This window comes from Dellaglioa sp. CoH-55-MRSF-8 (genome assembly GCF_056782195.1).
The window spans coordinates 1-14,166 of the sequence record NZ_JBXAYH010000007.1 but is presented as its reverse complement, the minus strand read 5'-3'; the positions used below and the strand labels follow the sequence as shown (position 1 = coordinate 14,166).

Annotated in this window: 13 protein-coding genes and 2 tRNA genes; 3 read left to right on the top strand and 12 right to left on the bottom strand. The window is 34.1% G+C overall.

Annotated elements, in window-relative coordinates; translation table 11 throughout:
• Positions 1-35 precede the first annotated feature (35 nt).
• The 4 genes from AC1RPW_RS06795 to AC1RPW_RS06780 all read right to left on the bottom strand — a co-directional run bounded on the left by AC1RPW_RS06795 (position 36) and on the right by AC1RPW_RS06780 (position 5,652).
• Positions 36-476, bottom strand: coding sequence for a hypothetical protein (locus AC1RPW_RS06795; protein WP_481761874.1), 441 nt, complete (start codon positions 474-476; stop codon positions 36-38).
• Positions 477-491: 15 nt separating this feature from the next.
• On the bottom strand, positions 492-3,146 hold the full coding sequence (locus tag AC1RPW_RS06790) for a cation-translocating P-type ATPase (RefSeq protein ID WP_481761873.1): 2,655 nt from the start codon (positions 3,144-3,146) through the stop codon (positions 492-494).
• 202 nt (positions 3,147-3,348) lie between these two features.
• Complete coding sequence (nadE, locus tag AC1RPW_RS06785; RefSeq protein ID WP_481761872.1) at positions 3,349-4,176, bottom strand: ammonia-dependent NAD(+) synthetase; 828 nt, start codon at positions 4,174-4,176, stop codon at positions 3,349-3,351.
• A gap of 12 nt (positions 4,177-4,188) precedes the next feature.
• Positions 4,189-5,652, bottom strand: a complete 1,464-nt coding sequence (locus AC1RPW_RS06780) for a nicotinate phosphoribosyltransferase (protein ID WP_481761871.1) — start codon at positions 5,650-5,652, stop codon at positions 4,189-4,191.
• Between the two features lie 160 nt (positions 5,653-5,812).
• On the opposite strand from AC1RPW_RS06780, the gene AC1RPW_RS06775 reads away from it, so the two are divergent.
• Entirely contained in the window at positions 5,813-6,559 is a 747-nt protein-coding gene (locus tag AC1RPW_RS06775) for a WecB/TagA/CpsF family glycosyltransferase (RefSeq protein WP_481761870.1), read from the top strand.
• A 41-nt stretch (positions 6,560-6,600) separates the two neighbouring features.
• Here the strand turns inward: AC1RPW_RS06775 and AC1RPW_RS06770 are convergent, their stop codons facing one another.
• From AC1RPW_RS06770 to AC1RPW_RS06735, 8 genes are all read right to left on the bottom strand, one after another.
• Positions 6,601-7,830, bottom strand: a complete 1,230-nt coding sequence (locus AC1RPW_RS06770; protein ID WP_481761869.1) for a NupC/NupG family nucleoside CNT transporter — start codon at positions 7,828-7,830, stop codon at positions 6,601-6,603.
• A 154-nt stretch (positions 7,831-7,984) separates the two neighbouring features.
• Positions 7,985-8,686, bottom strand: coding sequence for a GntR family transcriptional regulator (locus AC1RPW_RS06765; RefSeq protein ID WP_481761868.1), 702 nt, complete (start codon positions 8,684-8,686; stop codon positions 7,985-7,987).
• A gap of 25 nt (positions 8,687-8,711) precedes the next feature.
• Positions 8,712-9,839 carry an N-acetylglucosamine-6-phosphate deacetylase gene (gene nagA, locus AC1RPW_RS06760; protein WP_481761914.1) on the bottom strand — a complete coding sequence of 376 codons (1,128 nt, stop codon included), beginning with the start codon at positions 9,837-9,839 and terminating at the stop codon, positions 8,712-8,714.
• A 73-nt stretch (positions 9,840-9,912) separates the two neighbouring features.
• Positions 9,913-10,710: a pyrroline-5-carboxylate reductase gene (gene proC / locus AC1RPW_RS06755; RefSeq protein ID WP_481761867.1), complete on the bottom strand. Its 798-nt coding sequence runs from the start codon at positions 10,708-10,710 to the stop codon at positions 9,913-9,915.
• Positions 10,711-10,823: 113 nt separating this feature from the next.
• Positions 10,824-10,895 (bottom strand) — tRNA-Gln (locus AC1RPW_RS06750).
• A gap of 14 nt (positions 10,896-10,909) precedes the next feature.
• A tRNA-Tyr gene (locus tag AC1RPW_RS06745) sits at positions 10,910-10,993 on the bottom strand.
• 66 nt (positions 10,994-11,059) lie between these two features.
• A complete protein-coding gene (locus AC1RPW_RS06740; RefSeq protein WP_481761866.1) occupies positions 11,060-11,884 on the bottom strand; it encodes a metallophosphoesterase in 825 nt (274 codons plus the stop codon).
• A gap of 60 nt (positions 11,885-11,944) precedes the next feature.
• Positions 11,945-13,402: a peptide MFS transporter gene (locus tag AC1RPW_RS06735; protein WP_481761865.1), complete on the bottom strand. Its 1,458-nt coding sequence runs from the start codon at positions 13,400-13,402 to the stop codon at positions 11,945-11,947.
• Between the two features lie 193 nt (positions 13,403-13,595).
• On the opposite strand from AC1RPW_RS06735, the gene AC1RPW_RS06730 reads away from it, so the two are divergent.
• Positions 13,596-13,811, top strand: a complete 216-nt coding sequence (locus AC1RPW_RS06730; protein ID WP_481761913.1) for a transposase — start codon at positions 13,596-13,598, stop codon at positions 13,809-13,811.
• 93 nt (positions 13,812-13,904) lie between these two features.
• Positions 13,905-14,033, top strand: coding sequence for a transposase (locus AC1RPW_RS06725; protein ID WP_481761864.1), 129 nt, complete (start codon positions 13,905-13,907; stop codon positions 14,031-14,033).
• The last annotated feature ends 133 nt before the right edge of the window (positions 14,034-14,166 follow it).

Sequence of the window (14,166 nt, the reverse complement as noted above, 5' to 3'; positions counted from 1 at the left end):
ACAACCATTCCTAATATCAATCTCTTTAATTAAATTTAACCTAAAATTTGTTGCATGATACGTTGCATCATATCAGTTGTTTGCGTCATTCCTTTATCTTGTTTTTCTTCTGAAGCTTTAAATGCATCAACCTCGACAAGATGTTTCTCAACATTAATACTACTTGTCATCTCATCGCAACCTTCAACAAAAGTACGATAACCACTAATTAATTTTTTATGTTTTCCCAAAACAGGAATGGGTACTTGTAAATCATCTAATTTGCTTAAATTTTCTTGGTAACTTGCTGTACCTTCAACAAATTTTTCTTTAGTAGTTGTGAATTCATCATCTGAAACAATAGAAAAGTCACCTGCAGTAATGGCTTTTTCCATTACTTCGTAATGATCATTTAAAGAATTACCCATTTCTTCAGTTGCTTGCGCAACATCATTTAACGCATTGATATAATAATTTACATTAACTCTTTTTTTCAAGATATAAACTTCCTTTTATTTATTTTTTCTGAATAATCGTTGGCCAAGCTTCACAATTTCAACAATCACAATAATTGAGAATGATCCCGCTAAAACAATACCCCATTGATACATATCTAAATGGCTAACATGGAACATTTTATTTAATCCGGGGATTAAAATAGTTGCTGCGAGCAACGCAAATGATGCCAAAATTGACCAATTAAACGTCACATTTTTAAAGATATTACGGTTGAAGATTGACCCATGGATTGATTTAACATTGAATGCATGGAATAACTGAATTAATCCTAATGTTGCAAAAGCCATTGTTAAAGCATCTGCATGAATTAATTTATCACCCATATGAACAGGATACGTTAAAGCCAACCAATAAACAAATAATGTTATAGCCCCTTCTAAGATACCTTGATAAATAATACTTGGCATCACACCACCAGAGAAGAAGTTTGATTTACGTCCACGTGGTTTTTGATCCATCAATCCTTTTTCAGCAGGTTCTACACCAAGTGCAATTGCGGGAAATGTATCTGTTACCAAGTTAATCCACAAAATATGGACTGGTGCCAAAATACTCCAACCCATCATTGTCATAACAAACAAGGTTAATACTTCACCTAAGTTTGCAGAAAGTAAATATTGAATTGATTTTTGAATATTAGAAAAGACTTTTCGTCCTTCCTTAACAGCAAAAACAATTGTCGCAAAATTATCATCAGCGAGAACCATATCTGAAGCACCTTTAGATACTTCAGTTCCTGTAATACCCATCCCAATTCCAATATCAGCCGATTTCAAAGCTGGCGCATCGTTCACACCATCACCAGTCATAGCAACCACTTGATTCTTTTTCTGCCATGCTTTAACAATTCGCACTTTATGTTCAGGCGATACCCTTGCATATACAGAATATTGTTCAACCTTATTTTCAAATTCTGAGTCTGATAAATCATCTAATTCAGAACCAGAAATAATTGCTTCATGTTGTCCAGCTTCAACAATTCCTAATCGAACTGCAATAGCTTCGGCAGTATCGCGATGATCGCCTGTAATCATCAAAGGACGGATCCCGGCTTTCTTAGCTTCGCTAACTGCAGCAGCAGCTTCTGGTCGCTCTGGATCAATCATTCCAACTAATCCAGCAAAAATCAAATCATTTTCCACAGTTTCTGAATCTAATACCGCTGGAATTGCAGGCATTTCACGATACGCGAATGCTAACACGCGTAATGCTTGCGTTGCCATATCATGATTATTAGTCATAATATAATCTAGCTGTGCATCAGTTATCGGTTTAATTTCGCCATTTTCAATATAACGTGTTACCCGTTTTAATAGTTGATCGGGAGCACCCTTAACAGCAACAAAAAAAGATTTATCCTCATTTTTTTGAATTGTTGACATCAATTTACGTTCTGAATCAAATGGAACTTCAGCAACTCGAGGTTCACTGCTTAATAATGCATCCACATCTAATCCATGATCTAAATGATATTGAATTAGAGCCGTCTCTGTTGGGTCACCAATTAAATTGCCCTCAGATGTTTGTTTTGTGTCATTACTGAAAGACATCACCTGGTATAGTGGACTTTCTAAATTTGTTTCCACCTTATCGGCATCTAATAACTCATTATTTATAAATATTTTTTCAACAGTCATTTGATTTAACGTTAATGTACCCGTCTTATCTGATGCAATAATGTCAGTACTACCAAGTGTTTCAACTGCTGGTAATTTTCTAACAATCGCATTTCTTTTTGCCATCTTTTGTGTTCCAAGTGCTAAAATAATTGTAACAATAGCTGGTAATCCTTCTGGAATTGCAGCTACAGCTAATGAAATCGCAATTAACAACATATCAATGACACTATTATCTCCATTTTGTAGACCAACGAAGAAAACAATAACAGCAATAATTAATATTAAAATAGTTAATGTTTTACCTAATTGGTTAAGATTATCTTGTAGTGGTGTTTTCATTTCATCGGCAGAATTGAGCATTCCTGCAATACGTCCAACTTCAGTGTTCATCCCTGTTCCAACAACGATTCCTTCACCACGCCCATAAGTTACATTACTATTCATAAACGCCATATTATGGCGATCGCCAATACCAGCATCTTCATCATTTAATAAATTTAAACTTTTATCAACAGGTACTGATTCACCAGTTAAAGCAGATTCTTCAATTTTAAGAGAAGCAATCTGTGTTAAACGTAAATCTGCTGGAATAACATCCCCTGCTTCAAGTAAAACAATATCTCCAGGTACTAAATTTTCACTTTTTACAGTTTCAATTTGCCCATTTCGTTTTACATTTGCGTTAGGTGTCGACATTTCTTTTAACGCATTAATTGCCTCTTCAGCCTTAGATTCTTGAAAAACACCGAATACAGCGTTTAAAACAACAACTAACATGATGATAATTGCGTCCACAACTTCACCTGATGATGCCGCAATTAACGCAGCCACAATTAAAACGATTATCATGAAATCTTTAAACTGATCAAAGAATTTTTGTAATATTGTTTTACGTTTACCTTCTGACAACTGATTCAATCCATACTTGTCTGTTCTTTCTTTAACCTCTTGGGTTGTTAACCCTGCCAAATCTGTCTTTTGGCCTGCTAAAACTTCGTCAACTGATTGTGCGTAAATCCTTTTTGTCATAGTAATCCTCCTTATAATAGTTTCACAAAATACAAAAAAAGACCTATGTATGTTGCAGAACTTTAAACATACATAAGTCTCACTATTTAAGGCAATACCAGAAAAAGAACTTTCTTGTTGGTGACATTGCCGCGGATAACCGCCAGTTACTCCCCTATGATTTCTTTAATTATAACTGAAATGAAACAGCTTACGCAACTATTTACTTCCAAAAAGAATCATAAACAGTAATTGGCAGATGTCGTTTGTGTTCTGTCTTTAAATACCAATTTTCAATTTTATCACTAATTTCTTTTGAAACTACCTTTCCTTCAAGATAATCATCAATATTATCGTAAGTAACTCCTAAGGCAACTTCATCAGGTAGCGCTGGACGGTCTTCTTCCAAATCGGCTGTTGGTACTTTTAAATACAGATGTTCCGGCGCATTTAACGAAGCTAACATCTCTCTACCTTGGCGCTTATTCAAACGCCAAAGTGGTGTAATATCAGCACCTCCGTCACCATATTTAGTATAAAATCCAGTAATTGCTTCTGCAGCATGGTCAGTTCCCACAACCGCACCTGACTTTGCCCCGGCAATCCCATATTGAGCAATCATGCGCTGACGAGCTTTGATATTACCTTTATTAAAATCAGAAATTTCAAGATTGTTTGCCATTAAGCTTATTACCATTTCATCGGTAGCACCTTTAATGTCTACACGAACCACTTGATCTGCCTGCATAAATTTTATAGCATCTAATGCATCAGATTCATCGGATTGATTGCCGTATGGTAGTCGAACTGCAATAAATTGATAATTGCTATCACCGGTTTCTTCACGTAACTCACGAATAGCCTGTTGTGCTAAATACCCAGCAAGTGTTGAATCTTGTCCACCAGAAATTCCTAAAACTAAAGATTTTAAAAATGGATGTTTCAATAAATAAGCTTTCATAAAATCAATACTCATACGAATTTCTTCTGCAATATTTACACTTGATTTCACTTTCAAAGTTTCAATAATTTTCTTTTGTAAGTCAGTCAAGATTAACACCCCTTATTTAATATTATTCATATTATTTCTAATTTTTTGGATGATAGCCATCTTATTATCATAAGCTTTTTGTGATAAATCGACAGGGTAATCTTGTGGATTTAATTCACGTTTATATTCTTCCCATAACCCATCTAACTGAATTCTTGAATACTCTCTAATAGCATCCAATTCTGGCTGATTATAAACCAGTTCACCTTCAACAAATATATCTTGTAAAATTGGTCGTGCATTATAGTTAGTTACCAACTTATTAATATAGGTATACTGCTGATGGAACATATAAAGTGAGTCTTGTTTCTGAGGTTCCTCATCCGATAGTGCAATGTAATCTCCTTCAGTTTTACCATCAACTTTATTAGTAATACGCCATACTTGTTTCTTACCTGGTGTTGATACTTTTTCTGCATTATTACTGAGTTTAATTGTATCAACCATTTTACCATCGCCACCTTCAATGGCTACTAATTTATAAACTGCACCTAAGGCGGGTTGATCATAGGCAGTTATTAGTTTAGTTCCAACGCCCCAGACGTCAATTTTAGCTCCTTGCATTTTTAAATTAGTAATTGTTTTTTCATCTAAGTCATTTGAGGCATAAATTTTAGCTTCTGTAAATCCAGCTTCATCTAATTGTTCACGAACGCGTTTCGAAATGTAAGCCATATCCCCACTATCAATTCGTACGCCGGCAAAATTAATCTTATCACCTAACTCTTTAGCAACTTTAATTGCACTTGGCACACCACTTTTTAACGTATCGTATGTATCAACTAAAAAGACACAATCACGATGCGTTGTTCCGTAAGCCATAAAAGCATCATAGTCATCTCTGTATGCTTGAACTAATGAATGCGCATGCGTTCCACTGATAGGAATACCAAATATTTTACCTGCTCGGACATTACTAGTTGCATCAAATCCACCAATATAAGCTGCACGTGTTCCCCAAATAGCTGCATCAAATTCTTGTGCTCGTCTTGTACCAAATTCTAACACACCATCATCTCCGGCTACAGCTTTGATACGAGCTGATTTTGTTGCAATCAATGTTTGATAATTAATGATGTTAAGTAATGCCGTTTCTACTAATTGACAGTCTGCTAAAGGACCTTCTATTTGGACAATGGGTTCGCCGTTAAAAACAACTTCCCCTTCAACAGCTGACCTGATTGTGCCACGAAAATGAAAATCTTTTAAATAGGCAAGAAAATCATCTGGATATCCTGCCACTTCTCTTAAATACGCAATGTCTGTCTCTGAAAATTTTAAATTTTGAATATAATTAATAGCTCGTTCTAAGCCTGCAAAAATCGCATAGCCATTAGAAAATGGTAAATTTCTGAAGAAAACTTCAAATACAGCATTTTGATTATGAATATTTTTTTCCCAGTAAGTTTGGATCATATTAATCTGATAAACGTCCGTATGTAACGTATAGCTATCATCTGGGTAATTTTTTACCATGATGTTTCTCCTTTAAAATGAATGCACTACTAGAATTTTTTCCAGCACACAAATTATAATCTACATTTTACCATTTTTTCCGTAATCCGTCATATTCAATACTTATTTTAAATTTATCTTCTGTTATAATGAGACAAAGTTTAAAAAGTGAGGACATATTATGCCAAATAAATTTAAAAAAACAAAAATATTAGATATCGAATTTATTAATACAACTAATGACGCTTTTTTAACTCAGATAGCGACTGATTCGATAGCTCATCTAAATCGATTTATCGTGACAGCCAACCCAGAAATTGTTCTATTTGCACGACAACACCCAGATTATAAAAAGATTCTTAACCAAGCTGACTACGTTACACCAGATGGTATTGGTATTATCAAAGGCGCAGCAATTTTAGGGACTCCAATGCCCGAACGAATCACTGGCTATGATACTTTAATGAGCCTGCTTAAATGGGCTAATAGTCATCAAAAATCAATATACCTAGTTGGTGCAGCCGAAACGGTCATCCAAAAAGTTGCCAAAACGATTAAGTCTGATTATCCAAACATTAATTTAGTCGGATTTCATAATGGTTATTTCAAAAATGATCAGGATATTGTAAGTAACATTAAAATATCTCAGCCTGATTTTGTTTTTGTTGCAACAGGTTTTCCAAATCAGGAGGAATTTATTCAGCGTAATCGCCAAGTGTCTGATAGTATCTGGATGGGTGTTGGTGGTAGTTTCGACGTTCTAGCGGGTACTGTGAATCGTGCGCCACAATTTTGGCAAAATCATCATATTGAGTGGCTTTATCGTTTATTCCAAGAACCGACTCGTTTTATTCGAATGCTAGCTATTCCACGTTACTTATTACTAATATACAAAGAAAAATTTAGAGGACATAAAAAAAAGAACTAAGAAATTAAAAATTTCTTAGTTCTTTTTTACATATTGTTATATTACCAAACGAAAACGCCAACCATACCCGCTGATAATAATGAAACTAGAATACCAGATAATAGCATGTAACCAACGTTTCTTGCGATAACATCATTTTTTTCTTTATCCACAATTCCTTTGAAACAACCAATAATCATTCCAATTGTTGAAAAGTTTGCAAACGATGTAACAAAAACAGTTAAAACAGCTTTGTAATGAGGTGCAAATGAGTTAATCGTACTTGATACTTGTCCCATAACAACAAATTCATTTGTTACTAATTTTGTACCCATGTAACGTGCTAATTCGAAAGCATCTGAAGGATTGAATCCCATTAACCAAGCAAATGGGAACATAATAATACCTAAAATATTTTCAAGTGATAAATTTGGATTAACTAATCCAAGAATATTATCAATCAAGGCTGCTAAAGCAACGAAAGCAATAACATTTGCTGCAATAATCAAGACTAACTTACCAGCACCCAAAATTGAATCACCCAAGAAAGCGAAAAAGGGTTCTCTTTTATTATCTGATTCAGAAGTTTCTAAATCATTTGAGTTACTACCTGTCATTTCAGCAATAGTATCTTCTTCTTCTGTTACTTCAACTGGATTTAAAATACTTGTTATAATAATAGCATTAATAATATTAATTGGAACAGCTGTTAAGATATATTGACCTGGCATCATTGTTGTATAAGCACCAATGATTGAAGCCGTCACACAGCTCATTGACATCATTGCCAAAGTTAAGTTCCGTTCTGATTTCATTAGTTTCAACTGAAGGCTTGAAACAGCTAATGCTTCAGTATTTCCCAAAAACATCATTTCTACTGAGAAAAATGATTCAAATTTTGGTTGGCCTGTAATTTTTGATAACCCACGGCCAATCCACTTAATAATAAATGGAAGAACGCCAATGTACGTTAAAATATCAAACAATGGCACAATCATAATAACTGGTAATAGAACACTCATGAAAAATCCCATATCAGTTACTTTAGGCATAGCGGGTACCATAAATTGAATACCTTGATATGCGGCCTGCATTAGCCAATTAAACCCATTAGCCGCGCCTTCTACAAGATCACGTCCTAATGAGAATTTTGTTAAGAACCAAGCTAAAAATAAATTAATAACGACCATAATTGCGATTGATTTCCAATTGACTTCTCTCTTTTTCTTGGAAAACGCAAATGCAACTAAAATAAAAATGGCAACACCGAAAATATTAACTAATAAATACATATCTTAAAACCCCTTCAGATAATTTATTTTTTGCTCTTAAATAATATAGCGTTATCTCAAATTGATGTCAATCGAACAGATTTCTCAAAAAAAAAATTACTCTATCTCATCCATTGATATGGTTGAAAGAGAGCAATTAATAATTTCTTAAACTTTATTTTTCTAGATAAAATTCAAAGCGATTCCCTACATATTGTGTCCGAACATATTCAAAAGGTTCACCATTTTTCAAAAAGCTAACTTGACGAAGCCTCAAAATCGCTTCACCACGCTTGATTGATAGATAATCCGCTATGCTTTCAGCAGCTGACATAGCAGACACTGTCTGTTGTGCCCCTCCCAATGTTAAATTGGCTTTTTCTTCCAATGTTCGATATAAAGAGCTCGTAATTTCAGTTTTACTATAACCCTCAACTAATTTATTAGGAACCGTAGCAACTTCAAAACAAATCGGTAAACCATCAGCATAACGAATTCGTTCCATTCGTAAGACTAGTTCGCCATCGATCAATTGTAACTTTTCAATTTCACTTAATGAAGGCGTTGTAACATGATAAGTGATCGTCTTACTTGAAGCCACTTTTCCCTGTTCAGCCATTAGGTCAGTAAAACTAGTCACACCTGACATCTTTTCTTGAACCTTCTTACGAGCAACGTAGGTTCCATCACCAACATGACGTTCTAGAATACCTTCATCTACCAAGGTTTGAATTGCCTGTCTAAGCGTCATTCTGCTGACACCAAATACAACAGCAAGTTCACGTTCAGCCGGAATACGATTGCCAACTTCCCATTCACCAGATTCAATTGTTTTTTTCATTTCATTATGAATTTGAATATATATGGGAGATCCCATTAACAATTACCTTCCTAACCTTTTATTAAAATTTACGTCCAAAGCTATATGTGCTTTCTAGTTGCATGTTAGCATCAAATAAGTTCATATCAGCATCTTTTCCGATTTCAATAGCACCTTTTGATGTTAAATTGAATTCCCTAGCTTGATTGACAGAACTCATCAATACAGCTTCTTCGATACCACAACCAGTAAATTTCATAATATTTTTAAATGCATCTTGATATTGTAAAACAGAGCCTGCTAAATTACCAGATTCTAATCTTGCTTGTTTGTCTTTAACAATAACTTTTTGCCCGCCAAGTTCGCTTAAGCCTTCAGGCATTCCTTTAGCACGCATCGAGTCAGTAATTAATTCAATACGTTTAGGTCCTTTTAAATCATAGGCTAGTTTAATCATATCTGGCACAATATGAAAACCATCAGCAATAATTTCTGTATAAATATTATCCTCTAAAAATGCATGTCCAGTTACACCTGGTTCACGATGCTTAAATTCGCGTTGTGCATTGTATAAATGAGTGACATGACTTGCTCGAGAATGTTTCATTTCTTCGCGAGTAGCGTTACTATGGCCCACTGAAGGTACGATACCATTCTTGATACAATACTCTTCAAATTCAGGTGACGTTTTATGTTCCGGTGCATAAGTCACTAATTTGATCATATGTCCTGATAATTCATTCCATTTATCAAATAACTTTGTATCAGGTGCCTCAATATATTTTTCAGGCTGTGCGCCTTTAAAAACAGGAGAAATAAATGGTCCTTCAAGATGAATTCCTTGAATAACAGGGTTCACTTCAGCGGCTTTTTTGATACCAACCATAGCATTAGCAATATTTTCATGTGATTGGGTCATTGTCGTTGCGAAATAAGTCGTAACACCTTCGTGAATCATATCGGTAACCATTTCATTAATTTGTTTAGAATCACCATCCATAGCATCAAAACTATATCCACCATGGCTGTGAACGTCAATAAATCCAGGAACAATAATTTTCCCTTCTACATCTCTAACCTCATCAGAGGCTAAAGCTTTGTATTCGCTCATTGGCCCCATTGCACTAATTTGTTTATCAAATCGAATATATGCATCTTCAATTTTTTCTGAACCCGTGTAGATAACTGCATGTTTTAAAACAATACTCATCTTATCCGCCATCCCTTCAATTTATAAACTTAGTATAATCGGTATAGACCAAAAAAACAAGGTCATATCAAATTTAGTTTTTGTCTTTAGCCACAGTTGCATCAACTGCTTTAATAATAGAATTCATAAATCCAGCCTCTTCCATTGCAAGCAATCCAGCAATAGTTGTGCCACCCGGAGATGAAACCTCATCAATTAATTTCCATGGCACTTCATCAGTAGCTAAGACCTTTTTTGCACTGCCTAGTACAGCTTGAGCAGCAATCTTAGTTGCTTTATCTTTTGGTAAGCCATATTTAACGCCTGCACGTGCAAGCGTATCAATAAATAAGTAAATAAATGCTGGTGAGCTACCAGCAAGAGCAACAAACGTGCTAAAATCGCGTTCAGCAATCTCCATCGTTTCACCAATAGTATCAAATAAATCAGTACCTTGTTTCATTTGTTTATCTGTCAAAATATCATTACCGACTAACGCAGTCATACTTTCGGAAACCGTTGCGTTAACATTTGGCATTGTTCTTAAAATACCAACTGAATGATTATCTAATTCTAATTCAATTTCAGAGATTGAAACACCTGATACAATAGAAATTAGCATAGGTTTGTATTCCTTCACTGACTCTTTAATTTCTGCTAAAACCATACCTAAGACAATTGGTTTAACAGCAAGAAAAACAACGTCAGCCTCACTAACCACCTGAGCATTGCTACCTAACGCTGTAAAGCCATTAGCTTCAGCATAAGGTACATAGCTGGACTCTCTTGCACTGTGTACCAAAATTTCTTTTGGCGCGATAAATTCTGCTTCTACTAAACCTTCAATAATTGCTCGAGCCATATTACCAGCTCCAATAAATCCAATTTTCATAGTTTCCTCATTTCAATTATTATATTTAATTACTATCTCCATCATACCGCAAAAAAAAATAAAATAACAAATAAAACAAAAAAGCAGATACCTAAGTATCTGCTTTTAGCTAGTTGGGTTAGATGGATTCGAACCATCGCATGACAGGATCAAAACCTGTTGCCTTACCGCTTGGCTATAACCCAATATTATAAAATAATGGTGGAAGAGAGTGGATTCGAACCACCGAACCCGAAGGAGCGGATTTACAGTCCGCCGCGTTTAGCCTCTTCGCTACTCTTCCATATCAGCTTTATCCGACTTAACTATCATACAAATAAATGGATTAAAAATCAAGCTTTTTTTTCAATTATTTTAAATTAATTATTTGTAACGTAAATTTCCACTCATCGAAGAACGTATTTTTCGTCCATTCGTTATATTTTTTCCGCCCATATCCCACTGGCTTCGTATAATACGTCGTTTCATTAATTTGAATAGGATCATGTTTGATATGGAGGTGCCCAAATAAAACTTTTTCTACTTTATAGTATTCTAACAGATCTCCCATCTTTTGACTACCTAACATGCCGTTTGCAACGTTCCAGAAACGATTATCATTATTAATTTTAATATACAATTCATTAGGTACAAAATGAGTCATAAATATTATTTTTTTATTTAATTGTTTCGCATCACTCAATAATTTTTCAGTTTGTCTTAAACTTAATTTAAATCTCTCGACATCTGGCATTGGTTGAACAATTTTACGATCGATCCAATAGTTTGTTTTCCAATGTAGCATTTCTTTATCAGACCGTTTTAGCTGTTTTGAGTAACTGTAATCGTACCATCCATTATTACCTATAATACGCCATTCAGTGCCGGAGATATCCAAATATTGATTATGGAGATAAGAATCATTCACTACACTTTCTAGCTCATCAAATGTTATATTTTTAACCATGTCATGGTTACCTGCAATAAATAAGACAACAATTTTATTATTTAACTTTCTTTTCAGTCTAATAATATAATCAATCGTTTTATTAAAATCATTAAATAAATCTCCTGTAATAAGATAATACTCAATATTTTTCGCTAATAGATAATTTACTTGTTCATCAATAATTATATCCACATCAACTTTATTAATATCAAAGTGATTATCACTACTAGTTGCAATAATTGTCATGTTTCCCTCCAAAAAAAGATATGTTAATTAAAATTAACATATCTTTCATTAAAAATCTATTTAATTAACGCCTTCCATTAATTTATGAATTCTTGGAATAAAGAAACTCAACATAATACCAAAGGCAACAGTAATTCCACCAACTACAGCAAAGTACATTGATTCAGTAGCGGGTGTGTATAACCGAACAATTTGTGAATTCAATGCTTGAGCAACAGCATCACTCAAGAACCAAACACTCATCATTTGAGATTGAAAACTTTTTGGTGCAAGTTTAGTAGTAATTGATAAGCCAACTGGAGAAACCAAAACTTCACCAAGCATAACCATCATCCAACTTGCAACTAACCATAATGGGCCAACTTTAGTATCTGTTCCAAAAAGAACACCAGGGAGCATCATCCAAAGGAAAGATGCTCCAGCAAATACTAGACCAATTGAAAATTTAGCTGGAGAACTAGGTTGTTTCGATCCTAATTTAACCCATAACCAAGCAAATATTGGAACATAGATTAATATGAATAACGGATTCATACTTTGAAAGAAACTAGCTGGGAAAGTGAACCCAAAAGCACTTAACTGCGTTCTAGTTGACGCAAACATTGCTAAAACAACTGAACCTTGTTCTTCAATTGACCAGAATAAGATACTGGCAATAAATAACGGAATATACGCTGTAAGTCTTGATCGTTCAATTTTTGTTGTTTTCTTACTTGTTAACATCATTGTAAAGTAATAGACAGGGATGATAACTGCAAGAATTGTGATTAAAAGAATGACATTCGTAATATTTAATGATTTAAATAGGAACATGATAACTAAAATTAAAGCTAAAGCTATAACACCGATTGAAGATTTTTTAAGAATAGTTGATAATTCGTTAGGTTGAATAGGGTCATTAGGATATAAACTATCTTTTGTTAAATATTTTCTTCCGTCAAAGTAATATTGAACTAAGCCGAAAAACATCCCAATAGCTGCTAATGAGAATCCAACGTGGTAATTATATTCTTGACCAACCCATCCAACTAGCAACGGTGCAATCAAAGCACCAATATTAATCCCAGATACAAAGATACTGAAACCAGAATCACGTCTTGGATCCTTACTATTGTATAATCCACCAACCATTTCAGAAACATTAGGTTTTAACAACCCTGTTCCCAATACGATTAACGCGATAGATATGAATAAAGCAACTGATTTAAAGGGTGTTGCAAGAACAATATGTCCTAGCATTATTAGTATTCCACCAATAAACACTGTTTTTCTACTACCCCAAAGGCGATCACTAACGAAACCTCCAATGACACCTGATAAATAAATTAATGATCCATAAATGGACATAATTGACATGGCTGTAGCTTGATTATAACCAAGCCCATCCACTTCTGAAATCATATAGTATAAAAGAATTGCTCGCATTCCGTAATAACTGAATCGCTCCCACATTTCTGTAAAAAATAGTGTTGATAATCCTCTAGGATGACCAAAAAAGGCCGTATCTTTATTTTTCATGGACTTCCTCCGATATAAATCTAGTATATGTATTTTAATGCATTACACATTATACAATGTATATATATCAATAGTCAAATCAAATTTTTACTTATATCTCATCATTTACTACTTGTTTTATCATTTAACGTCTTTCTAATATGTGAAAAATTTTATATCCATTATTAAGTAATAGTGTAACAAAAAATGCTCTATAGTATCTGCTATTTTTGCTAGAACAATCTATCAAGTGACTAAGTATTTTATCCGGTTCATTTTAGAAGCACGCGAAAACGTTAAAGTAATCGTTACTTATATAAACTATACGTATCCCAAGTTTACGAGAACTTTGTTATTCCCGAACGCCATAGTTGTTTACGATCAATTTCACATTTACAATGCACTTATGCATGCATTTAATAAAACTTGAATTCAATTTTTTAAAAAAATTGTTTACTCATTTTAATTTAACATGAAGACTATGTGAAAAACGCTATTAACTATCCTTATTCTAATAGCCTACTTGAAGGAAGGGACTAACAATAAATTGAAAATTATTAAACGTAATGCCTACGGATTTAGTGATTTTAGGAACCGTGTTTCCTTTGTAATGAGAAATAAAACTATAAAAAAAGGTGTTGTCACTTTGTGACAACACCTTTTTTTATATTCAGCAACGGTCGTAAAATTTTATTGTTTTATTTTTAATAGCATGGCAACGTCCTACCCTCGCAGGGGGCGACCCCCAACTACTCTTGGCGCTAAGAAGCTTAACTTCTGTGTTC